This window comes from Arthrobacter sp. CG_A4 (assembly GCF_035985125.1).
Classification (GTDB): Bacteria; Actinomycetota; Actinomycetes; order Actinomycetales; family Micrococcaceae; genus Arthrobacter.
In genome coordinates this window covers 14,479-38,255 of the sequence record NZ_JAXCID010000007.1, presented here as the reverse complement: position 1 = coordinate 38,255, position 23,777 = coordinate 14,479, and the positions used below count along the sequence as shown (strand labels likewise).

Genomic DNA, 23,777 nt, shown 5'->3' with positions numbered 1-23,777 from the left:
CGCTGGGTCATTCCCGGCGGCCGGTTTGTGACCTGGGCCCGGTGCTGCCGGCCGGCTCAGGATTCGGTGCGGTCTTCGGATTCGGGTACAGACTCGACGACGGCGTGCTCGGCACGGCGGACGCTCAGGCGGTCGAGGATGAGGGCGGTGACGGCGCCCAGGACGGCGCCGCCGGCGGCACACAGGATCAGGAAGAAGCCGAAGACCGAGTTGCGGTCCCAGCTTTCATCTCCCGGGAGGCCGTAAGCCAGGAAGGCTGCAACAGCGACGCCCACAAGTGAGCCCAGGATCAGGAACGGCACGTATTTCGGCGCGCGGCGCACGGTGACCTCGCGCCGTTCGGGGACGTGCTGCTCGCCTGCGGTGCCGGGGACTTCGGGGGTTGACATGACATTAAGCCTACTGCCACGACGGCGTAAGGCGCCCCGGCGCGTTGCGCTGGCCGCCTACGCGGATGTTGTGACCAGCGGTCATTCCTGCCGTTTCACCGGGGCGTCGACGATGATGGCACGGACGGAATTGTTGCGTTTGTCGTGCGTGAGCTCCGCGAGGCCCAGCGTTTCCAGCAGGGGCGGCAAGTACATGCCGAAGCGGCCGCGGTATCCTTTCCGCAGTCCGTACCAGCCACCGACAGGATTCTCCGGATCCCGGCCCCACGCCTCCACGGTTCCCCCGGCGGCGGGTTTGTTCTCATCGGCGGCGCCCAGCGGGACCCAGCCCTCTTTCCCCGTGAGCCAAAAATGCAGGTCCTCGAGGGCCCGGAGATGATACCTCAGCGTCGTCGAGCCCACCTGGCACACAAGGGCAGGGGGATTGGAGGAATCGTCCCGGTACATCGTGTACTCGGACGTCCCTGGCGCAGTCTTGAGCACCCAGGGATCCTGCTTGGTTCCGTTTGCCACCTGGCGCCCACCTCCGGTCCGGCCGGTCTTCCGGCGCTATTGGACCGAGCCTATCGAGTGCGCCAGGCGAAGGCGAGGGATCAGACGCCGAGTTCTTCCCTCAGCGCGGCCACGTGGCCCTGGGCCTTGACCTGGTACTGGGCCAGCTTCACGTTGCCATCGGGATCCACGGCCACCGTGGAGCGGACGATTCCCTCGGTGATCTCGCCCTGGACCAGCTTTTCGCCCCAGGCGCCGTAGGCGAGGGCCACGGCGTGGTCCTCGTCGGCGAGCAGCGGGAATGTGAGGGCGAAGTCGCCGGTGAACCGGGCCAGTGCCTCCCGGCCATCGGGGGAGATGCCGAGTACGTCGTAGCCGGAGTCCTGCAGCGAGGCCAGGCTGTCGCGGAAGTCGCAGGCCTCCGTGGTGCAGCCGGCGGTGGCGGCCTGCGGGTAGAAGTAGACAATGACGTTCCTGCCGCGGTAATCGGCCAGCGATACATGCTTGCCCTCTGCATCCGGGAGCGTGAACTCCGGTGCGGGCGTTCCGGGCTGGAGCTTGACGGTGAGGCTGGTGCTCATGGGGATCCTTCTGCAGATTTCGTGGGTTCTTGTGCACAACACCGGCGCCGGGTGCCGTATTCCGGCGCTTTGGCAGCGGCCGGGGCTAGAGTCCGTCGGCAAGCCAGCTGAACGCCGTGCCCGCTTGTTCCCTGTATTCGAGGCCGATGAAGCCCTCGTAGCCGAGTTGGCGGCTGCGGGTGATCCACTCGCCGAGGGGAAGCTCACCGGTTCCGGGGGCGCCGCGGCCGGGGTTGTCGGCGATCTGGATGTGCCCGAAGTCGCCGGCGTGTTGTTCGATGACGGCCGCGACGTCGTCGCCGTTCACCGCCAGGTGATAGAAATCGGCGAGCAGCCGAAGGTTCTCCGCGCCGGATTCCGCCCGGACCCGGTCAATCACGCCCAGGGCGTCCATGGCGGTGCGGAGCGGGTATTCCGGCGCGCCGCTGACCGGCTCCAGCAGGACTGTCCCGCCGAACCGCCCGACGCCGGCAGCCGCGGCGGCGAGGTTCTGCACCGCCAGCTCGTCCTGGGCGTCTGCTGCCTGGCCATCGATCCGGTTGCCGTAGAGGGCATTGAAGGCCCGGCAGCCGAGGCGCCCGCCGATCCCTGCGACGGCGTCGACGTTGTCCAGGAACTCCGCGGCACGCGCAGGCCAGGAAACCAGCCCGCGGTCGCCGGCCGGCATGTCCCCGGCGTTGAAGTTCAGCCCCGTGAGCTGCACTCCTGCGTCGGTGATGGCCCGCTCGAACGCGGTGGTTTCGGCGTCGGTCGGGACGGAGGCCTCAAACGGCCACCAGAACTCGACGGCGTCAAAGCCGGCCGCTTTGGCCGCGGCGGGCCGCTCCAGGAGCGGAAGTTCCGTCAGCAGGATGGAGCAGTTTACGGAATACGTCACGGCGGGCTCTTTCCGAAGTCGGCGGGGGTGGGGCTCAGTGCCGGGATTCAGGTGGCGGGGCGGCCGGCTGTGAGCGGCCGTCGGCGACCGTGCCTGCGCCGGCAGCCGGAATCTCTACCGCTTCGTGGGATCTTTCCGGGCCGCCAGGCCCACCAGCGCCCCGACGCCCAGACCGATCAGCAGACCCGTGAACGGCTTGTCGGCGGTGGCAACTCCGATCGCGAGGCCGATGGCCGCACCAAGGAGCATTCCGATCCACAGGGATTCGTATTTCACAGACTCAGGCTAGCAAGCATCACCAAGCGCACGGGACTTCCGCCCCGTCAGGCTGCTGGACTACGCCCCGAGAAACTCCAGCAGCGCCTCGTTCACCTCGGCCGCGTGCGTCCACAGCATGCCGTGCGGGGCGCCGTCGATCTCGACGTATTTGGCGCCCGGGAGGGCCTTGGCGAAGCGGCGTCCGGTGGCATCGATCGGCAGAATGTTGTCCGCCGTGCCGTGGACGATCAGCGCCGGGACCTCGATCTTGGGGATGTCCGCGCGGAAGTCGGTGAGCCAGGTGGGCTGCGCAGCTGCCGAGGCGGTGGGGCCGCCCGCGGTGGCGAGGTTCCATCCGGCGCGCATGACTTCCTCGCTGAGCCGCGGGGTGCCGAGGAAGGTGTCGCTGTTGTAGAAGTTCTTGAAGAACTCGGTGAAGAAGGCGTAGCGGTCCGCCGTCACAGCCTCCATCAGGCCGTCGAAAACCGGCTGCGGGACGCCCTCAGGGTTGTCGTCCGTCTGCAGCAGGTAGGGCTGCAGTGAGCCGAGGAACACGGCCTTCGCCACCCGGGCGGAACCGTACGTGCCGAGGTAGCGGCCCACTTCGCCGGTTCCCATCGAGAAGCCCACCAGCACGGCGTCGTTCAGGTCCAGCGTGGTCAGCAGGGTGTCAAGGTCCGCGGCAAAGGTGTCGTAGTCGTAGCCGTCGGTGGGTTTGCTGGACTGGCCGAAGCCGCGACGGTCGTAGGTGATGACGCGGTAGCCGGCGCCGAGCAGGGCCGTGGTCTGCTTCTCCCAGGAGGAGCCGTCCAGCGGGTAGCCGTGGATCAGGACCACCGGCTGCCCGGTCCCGTGGTCCTCGTAGTAGAGCTCGACGTTGGTGCTGTTCTCTGTTCCAACTTTGATGTAAGCCATGTCAGCAGTCCTCTCGGTACGGTGCGGTTCAGTGCGGTGCGGTACGTCTCGGTGCGGTTTAGCCGCGCGTGAAGCCGGTGCGGGCGCTGCGCCCGGCGCCGGGTACCACTGTAGGGACCAACGCCTCCGCGGAACAGGGTGTTCCCTGGTCCCGATTTCGATCTGGGATACCCCCCGGGGTATAATGTAACCACAGACCTACCAAAGGAGATCCGGATGTGCCGAGCAGTTTCTTGTAAGAAGTGCGGCAAAACCACCTGGGCCGGCTGCGGCCAGCACGTTGACCAGGTCATGCGGGGCGTCAAGAGCGCGGACCGCTGCAAGGGCCACGAAGGCGAAGTCAGCACGAAGACAGGCTTCTTTGCCAGGCTCTTCGGCCGCTAGCGGGCATGTCGTTGGTTCGTCGGGGGTCCGGGGGTCTGAGTCCCGGGTGCGAGGAATGGGCATGTCCCGCTGGGCTGGACACCGGCCCGGAAAGACATGCCCAGCGCAGAGGCCAGCGGGTGGACATCATGGCATTATGTCCGGTCCCGGGTGCGAGGAATGGGCATGTCCCGCTGGACTGGACACCGGCCCGGAAAGACATGCCCCGCGCAGAGGCCAGCGGGTGGACATAATGGCGTTATGCCCGGTCCCGGGTGCGAAAAATGGGCATGCCCCGCTGGACTGGAAACCGGCCCGGAGGGACATGCTCCGCGCTGGGGCCCGACGTACGAACGCAAAAGACCGCCAGCCCCGGGAGCTACCCGAACAGCGCCCCGGTGACCGCGCCCGTCAGCTGATGGATGGTGTCCAGCCTCGCCTGACTCTCGCCGTCCTGCTCACCCCAGGTGTAGATCGCCAGAGCGTAGGAGCGCTCGCCGGAACTCAGGATCGCGGCGTCGTGGACGTAGCCGTCCACCACCCCGTACTTGTGCTGCACGGTGATGTCCGGGCCCACGGCGGCCGGGATGAGCCGGTCGTTGTTGGTCTGCTGCATGTAGCCCAGCAGTTCCTCGGTGTGTTCCGCGTTGAGCAACTTTCCGGTGGAGAGCTGGGTCAGGAGTGAGGTCATCTCGGCCGGCGTCAGCAGGTTCTTCTCCGGGTCGTAGCTGATACCGATGGACGCGGCGTAGTCGATGAGCCTGGCGTAGCCGATGTCCTGCATCAGCAGCAGCCAGGAATCGTCACTGCTGTTGTTGACCATGGCCTTGACCTGGAATGCGGCGTCGAAGCTGCCCAGCGGCACGTCCAGGGACTTCTCGCCGGTTTCCACCAGATGGTAGTAGGCGGCGGCGGTGATGATCTTGGCGGTGCTGGCGGCCGCGTACTCGGACACATCGCCGTACGATTTCGGCTCCCCGCCGCGGGTGTCCACCAGTACGACGCCGATCCGGTAGCCTTCGTTTTCGGCGAGGATCCGCTTGATCTCCGCGTCAAGGTCGACGGCGGCGGGCGGAGCCTTCGGTGCCGGACCGGCCGAGTCCGGGCCCTGAGCCTGGCTGGCCACTGAGGCAAAGAAGTCGGTCCGCGGCGTGCCGGTGCGGGCGACGGCCAGGCTGACGGTGGCCAGCAGGACCACGAGCAGGGCCGTCCATACGAGGAGCATGTTCCGGCGGGCGGCGGCCGAGCCGGCAGCCCGACGCTGCGGTCCCGATGAGGTCATAGTGCAGGGCCTTCCGGATCAAGCGGGGGAACGGGTTTCCCTGCAATGTATGCCGCCGGCGCGGCGAAGTCCACGGACCGCGCGGGGCTCCCCTCAATATGGTCAAACTCCCACGCGGAACCAGGCCGGTGGGCGTGGAATTACCCCGTTGATCCCTTCACACCTGCTGCAGGATGGCGCCCGGGAGCGGGCTGCCGCTGAGCCAGCGAGCGGCCTTGGAGCCCCAGGGCGGGCGGAACGAGTACAGGCAGGCGAGGCGCAGGCGGGTGCTGGCCGCGTACGCCGCGAACCGCACCGGGCTGACCTGCAGCATGTCCGCGGCGGTCAGCACCTGTCGGTGGGCGATCCCGTAGCGCCGCAGGGTCAGGCGCCGCTGGAGCAGGCGCAGTTCCAGATGGACGTCGAGGTTTGCCAGGTCCAGGGCTGCCTCGGCCTGGCAGCTTTCGTCAAAATCCAGCAGTCCTGGCACGCGGGTTTCCCCGGTTCCCAGCATCTGCTTGTCATGCAGGTCCCCGTGCGCCCACCCCGGTGGATCAGGACGGGAGGACAGGAGCATACCGCTGGTGATGTCCAGCCGCGCGTGCACGGCGGCCCGGATGCTGTCTGCGGCCGGGATGCCCGCGCTATGGGTCAACAAGTGATGTGCCCAGCGCCGCAGAATCTCCGCTTCTGCTTCGGGCGGGTGCGGCGGCAGGCGGTCCAGGGCGCTGCGGCGGCCAGCGCGCCGGGAAGCCGTAACTGCCGCCGCCCAGGCGTGCGGGAATTCCCGCCAGCGGGCGTCGAAACCGGCATCCGTCAGCGTGGTGTGGTCCTGCCCCAGATCGAAGTACGAGCGGCCGGGAATCCTGCTGAAGACCACGACGTCGGAGCCCGCCGCCAGAACGCGCGGCGTCTCGAAGAGGCTGCCCGCCAGGGCGGCGGCGCCCGTATGCCGCTCCGCCGCGTTCGGGGCCCGGCCGGGCCGGAACACCTTGATGTAGTGCTCCCCGGCGCGGACGACGGCGCGTTTGTGGGCCCGATGTGCCACGACCTCGCCCTTGGCGGCTTCGGCACGGAGCGAGGGGAGCCGCGGATCGTCTTCCGGGACCAGCTCGAAAACACCCTGCCGCAGGTGGCCCGCGCGGGCGCCGGCCACCGAGGGGACACAGACTTCCAGGACGTACTCGCCGGCCACGGGCTCCGGCCAGGCCCGCCGGACCTGCCAGGTGGTTCCCGCCGCGTCGGTGACGTTTAAGGGGACGTCCGGATGCCAGATCACGGGACCAGCTCCGCGGCGCGGTCGATCTGCCGGGCCATTTCGGCGGCCCACTCCGGCGTCCGGTCCCGGAAAGGGTCCACGCAACTGCAGAACATCCGGAGCGCCGTCCATGTCTGTACGGCAGCCGGCGCAAACCGGCCGCCGGCGTGGGCATAGCCGTCAAACAGGGCCTCCGTGTGGCGGCCCCGCGACGCGTCCGCGTGGCCGCGCCATACGCTCAGTTCCTCGACGGCGGCGAAAGAGCCCAGATCCTCCTCCCGGACCCCGTAATGCGAGCGGTCGAAGTCGATCAGGCGGACCTCCGCACCGGAAACCAGCACCTGGTCGGCGGAAAAGTCGCCGTGGACCAAGGCCCCGGCCCGGTGTCCCGGGCGCTCTTCCAATTGCCGGCGGATCCGTGCGGCCACCTTGGCTGCCGGCGCGTTGAGGGCGGGCACAAGGGCCCTGACCATGGCGTGGGTGGACTTCAATTGGTTCAGGGGACCCTCCAGCCGGGGGTCGGGGCTGGAGTCGGCCTGCACCGGGATGCCGTGGAGCCGGGCCAGGGTCTCGCCGGCCCGGTGCGCAGCGTTATGATCGCCGCACGCGAGAAGGTCCCCGTCGCCCCACGCCGGGCTGGCGCTGATCCCGTGCCGCGGGAACGCCTGGCCGCCAAGCCGGGGGAGCACCGGGACCCCATGCAGCTGCAGCCGTTGGTGGAAGAGTAACTCCAGCTCTTCGTGAACGGGCCGGGCGGCGACCTTGATCACGATCGACCCGCCCGGAGTCTCCTGCATCAGGACCAGCCGCCGCTCCGGCTTGTAACGCAGCACCCGGGCGCTGCCGCTGAGCAGCCCCGGCCCGGGCACAGGCACCGGCACGGCGCCCAGCTGTTCCAGGCCGCTCCGGCCGAGCCAGCGCAGGTTCCTGCGCAGGTCCCAGTCGTCGTCGACGCCGCCGACGGCGACGATCGCCTCCGGATTCCCCATGTCCGGGAGGAAGAGCCGCATGCCACCGCCATGGGTTGCCGAGTTGTGGGCCCGGCCGTAGAGCTTGACGTTGCCGTCCGGGGCCCGAGTGAGGGCCCAGCCGAAGTCCTCGTGGCCGTTGCGGGTGCGGACAAAAGCCACGAGCGCGGAGGTGCGCGGCTTGTACCGGACCCGGGTGACACGGAGTTGCTCGCCGGCCAGCCCGGACAGCCGGTCGTCGTCGAGAACGGTGGCCAGGCAGGGAAGGGCGTCGTCGCGGGCCGCGAGCGCCAGGTCGGCGTCACGCGGCCGGGTCTGCGTCAGGGTCATGTGGACACCTCCACGTCAGGGAGCGCAGCCGTCTCCGCGCCGGCGGGCGGGCTGGGCGGTCCGCCCATCCACCGGGAGAAGTGGCTCTCCGGGTCCTGCAGCAGCTCCGCCGGACGCCCCTCTTCGATGATGCGGCCGTCCTGGAGCCAGATGATCCGGTCGCACGCGCGGGCGGCGAAGGCGTCATGGGTGATGGTGATCGACGTCCTGCCGCGGGTCAGCACCTGCAGGGCGTCCAGGATCGAATCGCGGGACGCGGGGTCCAGCCCGGCTGTCGCCTCGTCGAGAATAACGATCGGCGCCTGCCGGAGGATGGCGCGGGCAATAGCGAGCCGCTGCCGCTGGCCGCCGGAGAGGTCCTTGGCGGCCTCACCCAACACCGTGTCGTAGCCGTTTGGGAGGGCCCGGATGAAGCCGTCGGCCTGGGCCAGGGCGGCGGCGGCTTCGATCTCCCCGTCGGTGGCATCGAGGCGGCCGAACCGGATGTTCTCCCGGACGGTGGTTCCGAAGAGGACGGAGTCCTGGAGCAGGATCGAGACGTGGGCGCGCACGGACGCGATCTGGAGCTCCCGCAGGTCCTCGCCGCCCACCCGGACCATCCCGGAGATCGGGTCGATCATGCGCAGCACAAGGCTGGCCAAAGTGGATTTACCTGCCCCGGACGGTCCCAGGATGGCCACGTGTTCGCCGGAAGGAATGCGCAGGTTGATCCCGTGCAGCACGGCGGTTCCCTCGCCGTGCCCGGCGGCGACGTTATCGAAGTCGATGTCCGGGTTCCGGGTGATCAGCGGGCGGGCACCGGGGGCCTCGGGCAGATCGGTCTGTGCCTCCAGCAGGTCCGCCACGCGCTCCCCGGACGCCGTGGCCCGGGCGATCCTGCCGGTCTGCTTGGCAAGGTCCTTCAGCGGTTTCATTCCGGTTTTGAGGTACATCAGGAAGACCACCAGGTCACCGGGCGTGATGGACTGCTCCATCACCCGCCAGCCGCCCCCGGCCAGCACGACGGCGGTGGCGACGCCGATCAGTGCGTCGGTTCTGCGCTCCAGGCTCGCGGCCAGCCGCAGCGCGACGACGCCCGTTCCCAGGGCGGCCTTGTTGCTGCTGCCGAAGCTGGAGCTGATGGTGTCTTCCAGTCCGTAGGCCTGGACTTCCCGCATGGCGCCAAGGGTCTGTCCCGCGGTGGTGGCCAGGGCTCCTTCACCTTTGCGTGATTTGCCGGCCGCCGCGGTGATCGGCCCGGAACTGCGGTGCGAAAGGAGGGCGAAGATCCCGGCCGCCACAAACACCACCAGGGCAAGAAGCGGGTCCAGCCACAACATAACGATGGTCATGGCCACGAGGGTGGCCATGTTGCCCACCAACGGCAGGCCGGCGGTGACGGCGACCTCCTGTAGCCGGCCGACGTCGCTCACCAGGCGCTGCACGGTGTCCCCGGAGGACGCCCGGGTGTGGTGCCGCATCGACAGGCCCTGCACATGGCGGAACGTGCGGGCCCGGAGATCGGCGGCCACCCGGGATCCGACCAGGGCAAACGACACCGCGGACCAGTAGTTGGCGATGGCACGCACGACGCTGATGACCACGATCGCGCCGCCGCAGAGCAGCAGCGTCTCGGCACTGGCATCCATGGTGGGGCGGCCCGGCTTCGCAATCGCGGCTCCCAGCGAGCGGGACACGGCGTCGATGACCAGCTTCACGGGCCACGGCTCCAGCAGGCGGAGAAGCACATCCGCCGCGAGCGCGAGGAATCCGCCGGCCATCAGGAACCGGTGCTCGCGAAGATGCGGGCGGACGCAGCGAAGGGTGCGGCGGAGCCCTGACGCCGGCTTGACGGGGCGGCGCTTCCGCCGCCGCCATGCAGGTGCAGCCCTGGGGGACGCATGCCGGGAGCCGGGGGTCCTGGATGACGAGCTCACTGTACGGCCATCCTCCGTGCGGGCGGCATGGCCGCGGTGATGCCGGACAGCACGGCAGCCCAGCTGTAGCGCTCCACCGCCGTCGTCCGGGCCTGCCTGCCGAGCCGTTCCCGCAGGTCCGGGTCATCGGCTAGGCGGGTGAGGGCGTCGGCAAGGGGCGCCGGTTTGCCGGGCGGTACCAGGATCCCGCTGCGGCCGTCCGCCAGGATGGAGGGGATCTGGCCCACGGCACTCGCGACGATGGGCATCGCTGCCGCCATGTACTCATACACCTTCAGCGGGGAGAAATAGTCGTCGCGGCCGGGCTGTTCCGGCGGATAGGGCGCGGCTGCCGCGTCACACTCGATCAGGAGGGCCGGCACGGCAGCGGGCGGCACCGCGCCGGTGAAGTCCGTGTCGACGCCCAGCGTGGCGGCGAAGCGTTCGAGGTCCACCCGGCCGGGTCCGTCCCCGATGACCCGCACCTGCCAACGGCGGTCCGGCCCGGCGGCCTGCTCATTGGCGAGCGCCACGGCGTGGATCAGGCCGGAAACCCCGTGCCAGGGCTTCAACGTGCCCACGAAGGCCACGGTGAGGTGGCCGGGATGCCGCCGGCCCGGGCGGCGGGGGGTGATGCGGTCGACGTTGACGCCGTTCGGTGCCAGCACGGCCCTGGCTGTCGGAACCCTGTCCCGCACCCAGCGGACCACCGGCTCCGAGACGCAGGCCACAACATCGGCGGTTCCGGCGTTGCGGCGCAGCACGGTCTCGGCCTTTCTCACGTCCAGCAGTTCGCGGTACCGCTGTTGTTCCTCGATCAGCGGGGCGTTGACCTCAAGCACGGAGGGAACATCGAGGACGGGGGCCACCACCGAGAGGGCCGGGCTGAACAGCGAGTAGCGCTCATACACCAGGTTGCAGCCGCGGTGCAGGACTTCGTCCACGAGGGCTAGCGCCGCGTCCTGCACCGCCTGTTCGCGGCCCGGCCCGGAGGCGTTCTCGGGCCGGACCTCGACGACGTCGAGATCGGCCAGGTCGGCGGGCCGGTCGGTTCCCTTGCGGACGCAGTAGACGGTGACCGCGGCGCCGGTCCCGCGCCAGGCACGGACGATTTCCTGGACATGCACCGAGGAGCCCTTGGTACCGAAAATCGGCACCCCGGGGTCTGCACAAAGGTAGGCCACGCGCATCACGCCACCCGCAGTTCGGAGCGGGAGAGGGAGCGCAGGATCTCCGCCTGGCGGCGGGCGTCGTAGTCTTCCTCGATCAGGGCGCGGGCGTTGCGGGCCAGGACCACCCTGTTGGTGCCGGGGGCGCTGATCCGTTGGATGGCCCGGGCCAGCGCGTGCGGATTTCCCGGCCTGGCCAGGAGTCCGGTGGATCCGGTGCGGACCACTTCCGGGATCCCGGTGACGGCTGTGCTGATGCAGGGGACCCCGGTGGCCATCGCTTCGAGCAGCACGGTGGGCATGCCGTCCGCGTTTCCGTCGGCGCCGACCACGCACGGGGCGATGAAGATGTCGGCGGAATAGAGCAGCTCGTGGATCTGGTCCTGGGTCTGCGGTCCAATCAGCTGAACGTGCTCCCCCAGCCCGAGCACTTCGATGCCGGCGGCCAGCTCTTCGGCCAGAACCCCGGTTCCGGCGATGCGCAGCTCCAGCCTGAGTCCCTGCGCCAGAAGTTCGGCGGCGGCCGGCAGCAGATACTGGAACCCCTTCTTTTCCACCAGCCGGCCGACGGCGGCGATGCGCACCGTGGCGCCGAGCGGCCGCGGATCCCGGTAGGGGAATCGTTCCAGTTCAAGGCCGTTGCGGACCAGGTGGAGGCGGGCGGTGGACGTGGGGAAGCTGCGGCGCAGGTAGCGCAGGTTGTACTCGCTGATGGTGATGGCATGGTGTGCCTGCTCGAGTTTGAGCCGGAGGTCATCGCTGCGTACCGAGCTGGCAAAGATGTCCACGGCATGGGCGGTAAAGGAGTACGGGATGCCGGTGATGGCCGAGGCCAGCCGGGCGACGCTTGTGGCGGCGGAGGCGAAGTGGACGTGGATGTGCCGGATGTTCCGGTGCTGTAGGGCGGCGGCGAGGTTGATGGCCTGGACCGCGTCGTCCGGTTCGGCGGCTGCCAGCGCGGCGAAGTTGAGGGCCAGGGCGGTGGTGAGTCCGGCGGCGTCGGCAGCCCGGAAGCATTCCCAGGCCTCACTTGTTTTCGGCGCCCGCTCAATGTACGTCACCGGCGCCTGGACGCGGGCGAGTTGGGGGTGGAACCGGGGGTCGTTGGGCGGGCGGAGGGAGAAGATCTCGATCCGGTCGCCGGCTGCTTCCCGCGCCAGGATCTCGGAAACGATGAACGTTTCCGAGAAGCGTGGATACATCTTCAGGACATAGGCAATGCCTGGTTCAGACGGCAACACGGGCGGCACCGTCCTTCGAAGCGGCGGCCGCGTCGACGTCGTCCGCCTGGAAAACGGGCTGCAGCAGCTGGGCGGCGAGTTGCGGAACGCGGATCAGTCCATCCAGGACCGCGCGCCGGCGGTCCACCGTTGTGCCCAGCCGGGCGGACAGCCAGCCGGACAGGAACTGCGGCGTCAGCGTCTCAATGTCATGCTGGTCCAGGTAGCCGGCTTTGGCCAGAGCCAGGGCCCGGATGCGCTGCTCGGCGCGGGACTGGTTGCGGGGAACGATCAGGGCCGGCACGTTGGTGCTCATGATCTCGCAGACCGTGTTGTAGCCACCCATCGCGATGACCGCGGCCGCGTGCCGGATGTGGAAAACGATGTCATCGACGGCGGAGACCACTGTGACGCCGGGCCCGGCATGCCGCTGGAGCTCGCTGAGCTGGCCGGCCGGCATCTGCGGGCCGGCAACGACCAGGTGACGCAGCCCGGCCGGCACGGGGGCGGCGGAAGTAATCCTCGCCAGGGCATAGCCGTCCGAGCCGCCGCCGACTGTGGTCATGAAATACGGTCCTGGCATGCAGTTCGTCCCGGACACGGACGGGCGGCCGGCTGCCAGGTAGCCGGTGTAGCGGATGAGCTTCCGCAGCGCGAACGGGATCTCACCGGATGCCACGGGGTCGTGCACGGCAGGGTCGCCGTAGACCCAGATCGCGTCGAACAGGTCCTGGACCACCCGGGGTCCCCCGCAGCGGGCCCATTCGGTGAAGGCAGTACCGGGGGAATCCAGGACTTCACGGAGTCCCAGCACTACCCGCACGGGGCCGGCGGCGCGGGCATGCCGGAGTGCGGATTCCAGTTCCCGGTGCACTCCGGTGGCGTGGCGGTCCACGATCATCAGGTCGGGGCGGAATCCGGACAGCACGCCGTGCAGCAGCCTGGCGCGCAGGGCCACCAGTTCGGCCATGGGCAGGGTGAGGTTGCGGGGCCGGTAGCCGTCAGGGCTTTTCCCGATGCCGGGAAGAAGCACCCAGTCCCAGCCCGCCGGCGCCGCGAAGGCGGGGGCGTGCGGGGTGCCGGTGATGAGGATGCCGGTGACCGGGCGGCCCGTGAGCCCGGGGAGCTGGTTGCTGAGCGCGTGGGCGAGGGCCAGGTTCCGGCGCACGTGGCCCAGTCCCACGGAATCATGGGAGTAAAGCACTATCCGCATTGGCTCCACAGCAATCCTCCCCGGCTCCGCGTCCTGGTCTCTGGTCTCAGAGTGCGCCGGAAAAGTGAGGAATTGATGAGGCGGGAATGAAAAATTCTTCATGAAGAATTTCTCACTAAGGAATTCTCACAAAAGAAAGTACGACGGCGGGTGCCCGGGTCAGAGCCGGGCACCGACGGACTGCAGCGGCATCCGGATGATGAACGATGCCCCCCGGCCATGGTCGGACTCGACGCTGGCTGCGCCCCCGTGCGCTTCGGCGATGGCCGAGACGATCGCCAGGCCCAGCCCCGAGCCTTCCTGCCCGCGGCCGGAGTGGGCCCGGCCGAAGCGCTCGAAGATCCGTTGCTGGTCCTCCGCCGCGATGCCGGGGCCGGTGTCCCGGACCCACAGCAGCAGGGTGTCCGAACCCGGCAGCCGGGAGCCGTCCACCGGCGTCGAACTTTCCCTCCTGCAACCCAGCGCGATCGTGGCGGAGGGATCGGTGTACTTGACGGCGTTGGCGACCAACTGGGCCAGGGCCTGGGTGAGCCGCTGCGGATCGGCGTCCACCACGGAGTCGGCGGTTTCATCGATAACCCAGTGCCGGTCCGCGAGGACATGGATCTTGTCCATCACCTGGTGGAGGAAATCGGGCATCCGGACGGCTTCCTTGCGGAGGAAGTCCGGATGGCCGGCGTTGGCCAGCAGCAGCAGGTCATCCACCAGGCGCTGCATCCGGTCGACTTCCTCGAGGAGCATGTCCCTCGTGGCCGAGACATCCTCGGGGTCATGGACGGACACCAGCTCCAGGTGTCCGCGGAGAATGGTCAGGGGTGTGCGCAGTTCATGGCCGGCGTCGTCGAGGAAGCGCTGCTGTTGTTGGGCGCCCTCGTCGAGCCTTTCGAGCATGGTGTTGAATGTCTTGGCCAGCAGCGTCACGTCGTCGGTGCCGTCGCGCACTTCCACGCGCTGGGTGAGGTCCTCATGGCTGACCACCTGCGTGGCTTCGCGCAGGCGGCGGAGGGGGTCCAGCAGCCGGCCGGCCACCACGCTTCCGAGCACCGCGGCGGCCAGCAGCGTTCCGGCGGCCACCAGCACATAGGTGTGGACCGAGGACGCGAGGTGATCCCGCAGGTCATTTGTGTCCCGGCCGACCAGCAGGTACGTCGCAACCCTTGCGGCGGGTCCCTTCACCGGCAGGACGACTGTCCTGAAGGGGTGCCCGTTGGCCGTCAGGTCGCCGAAGGCGGCGCCGGCGGCACTCCGCAGGCCGATGGCCCCGGGGTACATGGCTTTGTCGAGGAGGTTCTGTTCGGGGCTTCCATCCACGGTCCAGCCGACCCTGCCGTCGATGATGCCGGCCATCACTTCGTTGCTGCGGGGTTCGATGTCCTCGGCGACCTTGTGGAGTCCCTTGTCGAAGGCTTCCCCGTCCATCCTGCTGGTGATCGGCACGAGCCTGACGATGGCATTGGCCTTGTCCAGCAGGGCCTGGTCAACCCGGGCGTCGGATTCCTGGAACTGGACCGCGAAGGTGACCAGTCCGGCCGTGACCAGCCCGGCAAACATCATGACCAGCATGGCGGCCACCACCCGGAAGCGCACCGAATGGACCCTCGCGCTCCAGCCTGACTGGTCCGCCTCGCCGCTTGAGGCAGTTGGGGCCGACGGCGGCGGCTGGCCGCCTTCGCGGATGGGACTGACGTTGGACGTCACGGTGTCACCTTCCTAGCTCAGGCGGTATCCGGCGCCGCGGGCTGTCACGATGTGGTCCGCGCCGATCTTCTGCCGCAACTGACGGACATACACGTCCACCACGTTGGAGGTGCCGTCGAAGTCGTAGCCCCACACGTGGCTGAGGAGTTGCTGCCGGCTCAGGACCTGGCCCGGATGGTGCAGGAACATTTCCGCCAGGGAGAACTCGCGGGCCGAGAGGTAGACAGTCTTCTCGCCCACCCTGAGGGTGCGGGTGTGCAGGTTCAGTTCCAGGCTGCCGTACCGCACGATGCTGCCCTGGGGCGAATCGCCGTTTTCGCCGGGCCGCAAGCGGAGCCGGATGCGGGCCACGAGTTCCTCGAAGCGGAACGGTTTGACCATGTAGTCGTCCGCGCCGCCCTCCAGTGCGGCCACCGTGTCCGCGGCCGATCCGCGGGCCGTGAGGAAGATGACCGGAATGTTCACGTGGCTCTGGCGCAACACGGAAAGCACAGCGAAGCCGTCCAGCCGGGGGAGTCCCACGTCGAGCAGCAGCAGATCAAACTCGCCGCTGGAGGCGTAGTCGACGGCGGTGACCCCGTCCTCGACCACGGTGGGGACGTAGCCGGCCGCGCGCAAGCCCTTTTCGATGAACCGGGAGATGCGTTCTTCGTCTTCGGCAATGAGGATGCGGATCACGGGGGCCTCAGGGGGTTGCCCAGTTCGGGACCGGTTCTGCGGCGTCTCCTGCGGATGCGCTGGGAGGAAGTCCGGGGCCCCAGCAGCCTCGATCGCCCCGGGAAGGGTCATGACACAGCCGCTCTCGGCGGCACGCGGTTCGTGCGGTGACGTCCGGAGTCCCGTCAGGGCGGTCTGCTGGACGGTGCCGGCCTTGCGGGCTCCTCTCCCGCCGGGCCAACTCCGTTTCTTGTTCGAGTGGACATGTGTTGCTCCTGCACGAGGCGGCCCTACCAAGCTTTTTGTGGGGGCTGCATCCCGGTGTCCTCGGCGCGTGACGATCGACCCGGTCCTCTGCCTCTTATCCTGCCCCTGCGCGGGCGCCGGCGCCACCCCTATTTACAAGGTTTCCGGGATTAACTTTGGCGGAACTTTCGACGTCGGCCGCTGGCGGCCGGGGCCGTTGGCAGGGTGGTTCCGCGCCCGGCGTCGGGGTAGTTCTCAGACCGCGGTGGTGGGGGCGTTGCGCTGCTCTCCGGTGATCCTTGCGGCTGCTTTGTTTCTGCGGTTGTCCAGGTACGCCATAACGGGTGTGGCGCTGATGCCATGCAGGATGATGGAGGCGGTGACGATCAGCCCGGCAATGGCCCACAGCCGCTGGCCGTCGGCGAAGGACCCTTCCTGCAGGGCATAAGCGACGTAGAACAACGTGCCTATACCGCGGACACCGAAGATGGCGATGACGGACCTCTCACGGGGCCCGGTTTTCCCGCCGAGCAGCCCGAGCCACCCCGCCACGGGGCGGATCACCAAGAGAAAGATCAACGCCAGGGCAATTTCAGGCCAGCCAATGCCGGCGAAGAGCCCGCGGGCGATGGCTCCGCCGAGGAGGACCAGGATGGCGACGGTGAGGAGCCGTTCGATCTGTTCGACGAAGCTGTGCAGGACGCCGTGGTATCCGTGGCTGCGCTCGGCCGCGCGGATGGTGCAGGCGCAGACGAAGACGGCGAGGAATCCGTAGCCCTCGATCAGTTCTGCCGCGCCGTAGGCCAGGAAGGTCGCCGCGAGGGCGACGAATCCTTCGGCGTTTTCGGACAGCCGCAGCCGCTCGAACCTGGCGGAGAAGAACAGTTTGCCCAGTCCCCACCCTACGGTCAGGCCCACGAGCATTCCGGCCAGGATGCGCCAGAACACGTCCAGGAGGAGCCATTCTGTGAGCCAGGCGGCCGGGGCTGCCCCGGCGGTGCTGATGGCGATGGCCAAATACGTGAACGGGAACGCGAGCCCGTCGTTGAGGCCTGCTTCGGAGGTCAGGGCGAACCGGGCTTCGTCGTCCTGGGTTTCCTCCGAGTCGGCGGGTTCACCTACCTGGACCTCGGTGGCCAGGACCGGGTCCGTGGGTGCCAGGGCGGCCGCGAGCAGGACTGACGCCGCTACTCCCAAGCCGAGCATGGCCCAGCCCAGGAACGCGACGGCGATGATGGTCAGCGGCATGGTGATGCCCAGCAGCCGCCAGGTGGTGGCCCAGCGGCGCCATCCGACGGGACGGTTCAGAGCCAGTCCGGCGCCCATCAGGGAGATGATGACACACACCTCGGTGAGGTGCAGGACCAGCCCTCCGTTGGCCATCGGGTCCGGGTCCGGCAGCCCGCCGATCAGGCCGAAGGCCACAAAGCCGGCGGCGAGAAACACCATCGGCATCGAGACCGGAACCCGGCCCAACAGGCGGGGGAGCACGGACGCGGCGAGGGCGGTCACGCCCAAGGCGGTGAAAATAAGTCCAACGGGATCAAGCATCTGGGTCGCTTTCTATGCTGGGCAAACCAGAACTCCCGCGGCGGGCCACCGGGTCCAGGCGGGCGCCGGGACGAGTGGTCAGTAGCGGGTGGTGCCGCCGGCGGCCCCGGGGCCGTTCTTCTTCGCCCGGCGGGCGCGCAGGACTCTGCTGATGATGGCCGGGACGAGTGCGAGGAGGATCTTTTTCATGGCGTGTTCCTGATCTTAGGGGTTGATGGGGTGGTGTCGGCCTGCCCGGTCCGGGGGACCGGGCAGGTACTCAGTGGCTGCTGAGGCCGGCTTTGTCGACCTTGCGGTGGAACCGCATGCCCGCGAGGCCGCCCAATACGGCGCCTACGAGGGTGATGATGACCGCGGCGACCAGCACGATGATGCCGCCGGTGGTCAGATCGTTTTCGGTGAGGGGAATCCTCGGAAAGCTGTTCAGGTTCGCCAGGATGTTGAACCGGCTTCCGGCGATGGCACCAGCGATAGCTACGACGATAGCGACAATGATGGCCCACAGCCAGACGGCCAGGCCTTGCTTGGCACCGTCGAACCGGGCCATCCGCCCGGCGACATACCCGCCGCAGTAGTAGGCCACGAACAGTACTACGGCCAGCACGATCCCGCCGATAATGCTGACGGTCTGCGGGTCCTGGGCAGCGGCTTGTCCCGGATCGGTGTTGCTGGCCGCTCCGATTCCAGCCCCTACGGCGGTGCTGACGGCGGTGAGCAGGATGGCCATCCCGGTGGCGGTCATCCAGCCGAAAAAGGCCGATCCGAACTTAATGCCGCCGAATTGCCGTTTCTCTTCCGCCAGGACGTTGTCCCGGCGGCTTTCGCGGGCGTCGCCGATTTCTTCACTGGTCGAACTCATGGTGTGCTCCTGATATCGCGGTAGTGGTGCTGCGGATGTGTCGCTGCAAGGATGGTGGGTGCCGGCTGCCGGCACGGGATGCCGGGGTGGAACCGGGGTTTCTGGCGGTTCCGGGAATCCGCGGCCTCGGGGGGAGCCCCGGGCTTTGAGGGGCGGTGCAGCGTCTCCGCTTAGCTGTTTTCCGGTCTTACGAGGCTTTGCTCGTCTTCTTCAAGGGCTGTGCCTTGATTCCGCGCGGGACTCCGCGCGGGATTCCGCGCGGCTGCGCCGCTGGGTTGGTCGGGAGGCGCGGGGTTTGCGGCGTCTGCTGCGGTCTTGTGGTCCACGTCGGCGTTGGATTCGTCGTCATCTCCGGCGTTGCCGGGTGCCGGTGTGGCGGAGTTTGTTTGGTGGTTCATGGTGCCGCTCCTGTGTGGGGCAGGGATGCGGGCGGCGATCCGGTGTGGTCCCGCCCCGCAGGGTGCGGGGCGGGACCTCCGGCCTGTCGTCTTCAGCAGCCCGGGGCCGGACGACTGAAGCCCTGGCGGTTAGCGGTTGGCGGGGGCGTCGTCGCCGTCGGTGGTGATTTGTTCCTTGCGGACTTCCTCGGAGACGGTTTCTTCGCCGGTGACAGTTTTGGTCCCCATGCGGATCCGCTCGACCGGTACGGTCTCCTTGGCGACCACCGGGCGTTCGGCGTGGAGGATGATTTCGTGCTCCTCTTCGCTGAGTGCGGGGCCGTCCATGGCATCGCCGCGGTTGGCGTCCGTGATGGGCTCGCGCTCCAGGACGACCTCTTCGCGGCTGACCGGGACCGTGGTGGTGACGTTCTCGGTCACCACGTACTTGCGCAGCCGCATCCGCCCGGCTTCCACCTTCTCCGTACCCACATTCAGGCGTTCCTCGGAACGGGTCATGGCATCGTCCGTGGTGGGTCCGGAGGTGTCGTGCCCCTCGGTCTCCTTGTTGCTGGCCACGCGGTCCCGGTCAGCGGTGCCCGTCTGCTGGGTCTGGGCGCCCGGGCTGCTGAGGCTGTAGTGGCGGTAGAGCTCGGCTTCCTCTTCCGGGGTGATGCTGCCGTCTGCCTCCACGCGGGGGGCTTCCTTCACCAGCTCCTTGGAGTACGGGACGCGCAGGTCGCTTCCGTCGAGGGACGCCTCGGCGAGGGGCACGAAGGTTTCAGAAGTTCCGAACATGCCGGTCTTGACGGTGGCGAAGGACGGGTCCCCGCTGTGGTCATCGAGGTAGATCTGCCCGATGCTGCCGACTTTTTCCCCATCGGAGGAATAGACGGTGCTTTTTCCTGCGAGCAAGGTGTCGAGGTCGTTGGTGCTGATCATTTTTGTTCTCCTGTTGATTGTGGCTTCGGGCAGGTGCCTGAAACCGTTACTTCGCTTGGGTGAAACGATCGTGGGTGACGGGCCGGGGATGGGCCCTTTGCCTGTCAGGCAGCTCATAAAGCAGATTCCGATGGTGTCCGCGCTTGCCGGGCGGCTCGCACGGACCCGTCCACGGAGGAAAGTCCTGGTCCGTGAACCCGATCCGCGGCCGGGTGGTTGCCCGTATCGCACGTGATCGTTGCGGTCACACAAATAAGTCGGGTCCCGCCGGGGATCGTCACGCCCGCACGGTGGTGATGTGACTCACATTCGGGCGGGCTGCGGTGTGCTATGCCCTGGCTCCGTTGCGGAAAGCCGCGAAATCACGCGGGCCGGTCCCCGGTTCCGCCGGTGGCCGGGGCTGAGGTTTGCTGCTGTCCGCCCGGCCTGGGTTCGGCGGCGGCGTCGGCGATGGATTTGCGGGCGGCGTCGGCCACGGCGTCAGCGGTGATCCCGAATTCCCGGTAAAGCGTCTGGTAGTCCGCAGAGGCGCCGAAGTGATCGAGGCTAACGATGCGGCCTGCATCCCCGACGATTTCGCGCCATCCCTGCCCGGATGCCGCTTCGACGCTGACCCGTGCCCGGACGGTGGGCGGCAGGACGCTGTCCCGGTAGGCCAGGGATTGTTCGGCGTACCACTCCCTGCACGGCATAGAGACAACGCGCACGGTGATTCCCTCCGCCGTCAGGGTCCGCGCCGCGGCAAGGGCCAGATGGACTTCGGAGCCGGTGCCGATCAGGATCACATCGGGCTTTTCATGGGCGTTGCCGGAGAGGACGTATCCGCCGCGGGCCGCCTTGGCCGCGGCGGCCAGGCCGTCCGGGCCACGGTCCAGGATCGGGACGTTCTGCCGGGTCAGGGCCAGGCCCGCGGGCCTGTCGGTATTTTCGATGATGGCACGCCAGCAGGCCGCCGTTTCGGTAGCATCTGCGGGGCGGACGACGTCCAGGCCCGGGATGGCGCGCAGTGAGGCCAAATGTTCCACCGGCTGGTGGGTGGGTCCATCTTCGCCCAGGCCGATGGAATCGTGGGTCCAGACGTAAATGGCGGGGATCTGCATCAGCGCGGCCAACCGGATCGCCGGGCGCATATAGTCGCTGAAGACCAGGAATGTGCCGCCGTAAGGGCGGGTGAGGCTGGATAGGCCGATGCCGTTGAGGATGGCCCCCATGGCGTGTTCCCGGACACCGAAGTGCAGGGTTCTGCCGTATGGGTTCCCGGGCCACATACGGGTCTGGCGGTCAGCGGGCAGGAAGGAGGGTTCCCCCGTCATGGTGGTGTTGGTGCTTTCGGCCAGGTCTGCGGATCCTCCCCATAATTCGGGCAGAACCGGGGCCAGAGCGTCCAGGACTTTACCGGAGGCCTTTCGGGTGGCCATGCCCGCCGGGTCGGGCGCGAAATCAGGCAACGCGTCGGCCCAGCCATCCGGAAGCGCCTGGGACTGCAGGCGTTCGAGCAGGTCAGCGCGGTCCGGGTTGGCCGTTTCCCAGCTGTCGAAGGATTCCTGCCAATGTGCACGGGCGTCCCGGGCCCGTTCGGTGACCCGCCGCGTGTGGGCCAGGACATCGTCGTCGACCGCGAAGGAAGTCTGCGGGTCGAAGCCCAGCAGGGACTTGGTGGCGGCAACTTCGTCGGCGCCCAGGGCTGCGCCGTGCGCGGCGCCGGTGTTCTGTTTCGTGGGCGCGGGCCAGCCGATGACCGTGTTGAGCAGAATCATGGACGGGCGCGACGTTTCGGCTTTGGCGGCCTCGGTTGCGGCGAGCAGGGCGTCGATGTCCTCGACGTAGTCACCGGTCTGCGTCCAGTCGACAGTTTGGACGTGCCAGCCGTACGCGGCGTACCGTGCCGGGACGTCTTCGCTGAAGGAGACGTCGGTGTCATCTTCAATGGAAATGCGGTTCTGGTCATAGAACAGCACCAGGTTTCCAAGCTGCTGATGCCCGGCCAGGGAACTGGCCTCGGCCGTGAGGCCCTCCATCAGGTCCCCGTCGGAGGCGAGGACGTAGATATGGTGATCGAAGGGGCTGTCCCCTTCGGCCGTGTCCGGGTCCAGCAGGGCACGCTCGCGGCGGGCGGCCATCGCCATCCCCACCGCACTGCCCAGCCCTTGACCCAGCGGACCGGTGGTGATCTCCACGCCCCGGGTGTGGCGGTACTCCGGGTGCCCCGGGGTCCGGGATCCCCAGGTCCGGAGCTCCTGCAGATCCATGAGCTCCAGGCCATAGCCGGCCAGGAACAGCTGCACGTACAGGGTCAGGCTCGTGTGCCCGCAGGAGAGTACGAACCGGTCCCGGCCCAGCCACTGATCATCCGCCGGGTCATGGCGCATGACCTGCTGGAAGAGCAGGTAGGCCAGCGGGGCGAGGCTCATCGCCGTCCCGGGGTGCCCGTTACCGGTTTTCTGCACCGCGTCGGCGGCCAGAATCCTCGCCATGTCCACGGCCCGGATATCAACCTCGGACCAGCCGGCTCGATCGGCGAGGGGCCACGCCAGCATGGGGCTCCGGGTCCCGGTGGGTGTCTGCCCGGAATGGGTGCTGATCATTTTGTTCTCCTGTTGATTGTGGCTTCGGGCGGTGCCAGAAGCCGTTACTTCGCCCGGGTGGAACAATCGCGGCAGGCGGTCCGGGCTGGACGCTGGCCTGTCCGACGGCGGGGCAGGGGCCGGATGGGCGATAGGGGCCGATCCCGCGCACGGCGGGGCCCGGACCTCCGCATCACATGTGACAGCGGCATCACATGTGACACCGGCGTGGCGGCTGCTTTACCGCTCGTCGACGTCGATGAGCGCAGTGAGTTCCCGGTGCAGGGAGCCGGAGCGGAAGCGGGCGGGGAGTAAATTCTGTTCCGAATCCTGTGCTGCCTTGAGTACCTGGCGGCCCGATTCGGTGATGCTTACCAGGTAGCTGCGCCGGTCAGAGCGGCTGCGGCGTCTGGCAACGTAGGCTGCGGATTCGAGGCGGCCGAGGACACGGCCAATGGTCTGGGCCTGGACCCGGATCAGCGCCGCCAGCGCTTCCTGGCTGACCGGTCCGGCGTGGACCAGGCCCTTGAGCGCCAGAACCCCGGCATGGGTTAGGCCGAGCCGGGCCAGGGAACTGTCCCATCGACGCTCAACGGACCGGGCCGCCATCGACAGTAGTTGGTGAGTGGACCATCGGGTACGTTCTCCGGATGGCTGGCTCTCCGGAACGGGAGCGGGTGTGCCGGGGGACCCGCCAGGGACTGCCACGATGTCTCTCCTTCTGATGTCTGTTGGGCTCACGCAGGAAACCCGCTCGGCCCGGTGCTCGGGCCGGCCGGCCGTGCGGGCCAGCCGGTCCGGGCACCGGGGTCTAGATCAGGAACGGTGTGCGCCGGTGCCCCTGGATTCGTCCGCCGGCATGTGCTTCTGCGCGGCGTCCTTGATCTGCTCGGTGGCCGGGGGCGCATTCTTGGCCTGGGCCTTGATCCGGGGGGCTTCTTCCTCGGCCTTGTTCAGGTACTGCTCCCAGCGCTGGGACATCGGCTTGATCAGGCCGCCGCCGACGCCGACAACCAGGATGCCGACGATGGCTGCCAGCACGGCGACCAGGATCGGGGTGGTGACGGTGGTGGCGATATCGACCTGGTTCAGTGCCGCGATGATGCCGATGCCCAGGATGAAGATGCTGGCGATGTTGGCCAGGACCTTACCGTAGGAGAGTCCGCCCAGGGATCCCTGGATCAGGGTCTTCACAGCGGCGGCGATCGCGGCGCTGATGATCACGATGATGATGGCCACAACAACGCGGGGCAGGAAAGCGATGATCGATGCCAGCAGGGTGCTGACCGGGTTGGGCCCGAACACACCGAACGCGAACTGGAGCACAAAAAGCACCAGGGCGTAGTAAATGATCTTGGCGATGATGTCGCTGGCATCCAGCGACGAGTTTGCCAGGGCCTTCTTTACGCCGCCGCGCTCCACGGCCCGGTCAAAACCGACCTTGTGCAGCAGCTTGGACAGCGCCTTGGAGATGGCCTTGGCGATCAGCAGTCCAATGATCAGGATGACCAGGAACAGGACCAGTTTGGGAACGAATTCCACGACGGTGGCCAAGCCGGCCTTGAGTGTATCTTCCATTTTTTCCTCAGCATTCAGGGGTGCGGGTGCGGGTGGCGCGGTCCTTAGACGCAGCGTCCGGACTTACTAAACACTGCGCGGCGCATAAAAGCAAGCATGCTTAGTAATGCGGAAAC

Annotated in this window: 23 protein-coding genes; 1 reads left to right on the top strand and 22 read right to left on the bottom strand. The window is 68.1% G+C overall.

The window, feature by feature from the left end:
• Nucleotides 1–56 precede the first annotated feature (56 nt).
• From RCH07_RS04720 to RCH07_RS04695, 6 genes are all read right to left on the bottom strand, one after another.
• On the bottom strand, nt 57–389 hold the full coding sequence (locus RCH07_RS04720; protein ID WP_326966318.1) for a hypothetical protein: 333 nt from the start codon (nt 387–389) through the stop codon (nt 57–59).
• An 81-nt stretch (nt 390–470) separates the two neighbouring features.
• A complete protein-coding gene (locus tag RCH07_RS04715) occupies nt 471–902 on the bottom strand; it encodes a DUF6855 family protein (protein ID WP_326966317.1) in 432 nt (143 codons plus the stop codon).
• 80 nt (nt 903–982) lie between these two features.
• On the bottom strand, nt 983–1,462 hold the full coding sequence (gene bcp / locus RCH07_RS04710) for a thioredoxin-dependent thiol peroxidase (protein ID WP_326966316.1): 480 nt from the start codon (nt 1,460–1,462) through the stop codon (nt 983–985).
• Between the two features lie 85 nt (nt 1,463–1,547).
• Nucleotides 1,548–2,339 carry a hydroxypyruvate isomerase family protein gene (locus RCH07_RS04705; RefSeq protein ID WP_326966315.1) on the bottom strand — a complete coding sequence of 264 codons (792 nt, stop codon included), beginning with the start codon at nt 2,337–2,339 and terminating at the stop codon, nt 1,548–1,550.
• A gap of 114 nt (nt 2,340–2,453) precedes the next feature.
• Entirely contained in the window at nt 2,454–2,615 is a 162-nt protein-coding gene (locus RCH07_RS04700) for a hypothetical protein (RefSeq protein ID WP_326966314.1), read from the bottom strand.
• A 60-nt stretch (nt 2,616–2,675) separates the two neighbouring features.
• The gene (locus RCH07_RS04695) at nt 2,676–3,512 is read right to left on the bottom strand and encodes an alpha/beta fold hydrolase (protein WP_326966313.1); all 837 of its coding nucleotides are present in this window, start codon (nt 3,510–3,512) and stop codon (nt 2,676–2,678) included.
• Nucleotides 3,513–3,728: 216 nt separating this feature from the next.
• On the opposite strand from RCH07_RS04695, the gene RCH07_RS04690 reads away from it, so the two are divergent.
• Nucleotides 3,729–3,896, top strand: coding sequence for a hypothetical protein (locus tag RCH07_RS04690; protein ID WP_326966312.1), 168 nt, complete (start codon nt 3,729–3,731; stop codon nt 3,894–3,896).
• Nucleotides 3,897–4,254: 358 nt separating this feature from the next.
• Here RCH07_RS04690 and RCH07_RS04685 read toward each other — a convergent pair whose 3' ends face one another.
• The 16 genes from RCH07_RS04685 to RCH07_RS04610 all read right to left on the bottom strand — a co-directional run bounded on the left by RCH07_RS04685 (nt 4,255) and on the right by RCH07_RS04610 (nt 23,661).
• Nucleotides 4,255–5,157, bottom strand: a complete 903-nt coding sequence (locus tag RCH07_RS04685) for a serine hydrolase (protein ID WP_326966311.1) — start codon at nt 5,155–5,157, stop codon at nt 4,255–4,257.
• Between the two features lie 157 nt (nt 5,158–5,314).
• A complete protein-coding gene (locus tag RCH07_RS04680; protein WP_326966310.1) occupies nt 5,315–6,415 on the bottom strand; it encodes a phosphotransferase in 1,101 nt (366 codons plus the stop codon).
• Nucleotides 6,412–7,692, bottom strand: coding sequence for a phosphotransferase family protein (locus tag RCH07_RS04675; protein WP_326966309.1), 1,281 nt, complete (start codon nt 7,690–7,692; stop codon nt 6,412–6,414). Before RCH07_RS04675 ends, RCH07_RS04680 begins: the two co-directional genes overlap by 4 nt.
• The gene (locus RCH07_RS04670) at nt 7,689–9,452 is read right to left on the bottom strand and encodes an ABC transporter ATP-binding protein (RefSeq protein WP_326966308.1); all 1,764 of its coding nucleotides are present in this window, start codon (nt 9,450–9,452) and stop codon (nt 7,689–7,691) included. Before RCH07_RS04670 ends, RCH07_RS04675 begins: the two co-directional genes overlap by 4 nt.
• A 152-nt stretch (nt 9,453–9,604) precedes the next feature.
• Nucleotides 9,605–10,744, bottom strand: a complete 1,140-nt coding sequence (locus RCH07_RS04665; RefSeq protein WP_326966307.1) for a glycosyltransferase family 4 protein — start codon at nt 10,742–10,744, stop codon at nt 9,605–9,607.
• Between the two features lie 32 nt (nt 10,745–10,776).
• The gene (locus RCH07_RS04660; protein WP_326966306.1) at nt 10,777–11,997 is read right to left on the bottom strand and encodes a glycosyltransferase; all 1,221 of its coding nucleotides are present in this window, start codon (nt 11,995–11,997) and stop codon (nt 10,777–10,779) included.
• Nucleotides 11,984–13,189 (bottom strand): glycosyltransferase family protein, encoded by a 1,206-nt coding sequence (locus tag RCH07_RS04655; RefSeq protein WP_326966305.1) that lies wholly within the window; start codon nt 13,187–13,189, stop codon nt 11,984–11,986. Before RCH07_RS04655 ends, RCH07_RS04660 begins: the two co-directional genes overlap by 14 nt.
• Before the next feature lie 159 nt (nt 13,190–13,348).
• On the bottom strand, nt 13,349–14,887 hold the full coding sequence (locus RCH07_RS04650) for a sensor histidine kinase (protein ID WP_326966304.1): 1,539 nt from the start codon (nt 14,885–14,887) through the stop codon (nt 13,349–13,351).
• Nucleotides 14,888–14,899: 12 nt separating this feature from the next.
• Complete coding sequence (locus RCH07_RS04645; RefSeq protein WP_326966303.1) at nt 14,900–15,565, bottom strand: response regulator transcription factor; 666 nt, start codon at nt 15,563–15,565, stop codon at nt 14,900–14,902.
• 480 nt (nt 15,566–16,045) lie between these two features.
• The gene (locus RCH07_RS04640; RefSeq protein ID WP_326966302.1) at nt 16,046–17,341 is read right to left on the bottom strand and encodes a cation:proton antiporter; all 1,296 of its coding nucleotides are present in this window, start codon (nt 17,339–17,341) and stop codon (nt 16,046–16,048) included.
• 259 nt (nt 17,342–17,600) lie between these two features.
• Nucleotides 17,601–18,200: a hypothetical protein gene (locus tag RCH07_RS04635; RefSeq protein ID WP_326966301.1), complete on the bottom strand. Its 600-nt coding sequence runs from the start codon at nt 18,198–18,200 to the stop codon at nt 17,601–17,603.
• A gap of 170 nt (nt 18,201–18,370) precedes the next feature.
• Nucleotides 18,371–18,598 carry a hypothetical protein gene (locus RCH07_RS04630; RefSeq protein WP_326966300.1) on the bottom strand — a complete coding sequence of 76 codons (228 nt, stop codon included), beginning with the start codon at nt 18,596–18,598 and terminating at the stop codon, nt 18,371–18,373.
• A 129-nt stretch (nt 18,599–18,727) separates the two neighbouring features.
• Nucleotides 18,728–19,519, bottom strand: coding sequence for a PRC and DUF2382 domain-containing protein (locus tag RCH07_RS04625; RefSeq protein ID WP_326966299.1), 792 nt, complete (start codon nt 19,517–19,519; stop codon nt 18,728–18,730).
• Nucleotides 19,520–19,881: 362 nt separating this feature from the next.
• Entirely contained in the window at nt 19,882–22,104 is a 2,223-nt protein-coding gene (tkt, locus tag RCH07_RS04620) for a transketolase (protein ID WP_442784771.1), read from the bottom strand.
• Between the two features lie 219 nt (nt 22,105–22,323).
• Nucleotides 22,324–22,692 carry a MarR family transcriptional regulator gene (locus tag RCH07_RS04615; protein ID WP_326966298.1) on the bottom strand — a complete coding sequence of 123 codons (369 nt, stop codon included), beginning with the start codon at nt 22,690–22,692 and terminating at the stop codon, nt 22,324–22,326.
• A 207-nt stretch (nt 22,693–22,899) separates the two neighbouring features.
• The gene (locus RCH07_RS04610; protein ID WP_326966297.1) at nt 22,900–23,661 is read right to left on the bottom strand and encodes a mechanosensitive ion channel family protein; all 762 of its coding nucleotides are present in this window, start codon (nt 23,659–23,661) and stop codon (nt 22,900–22,902) included.
• Between the last annotated feature and the right edge of the window lie 116 nt (nt 23,662–23,777).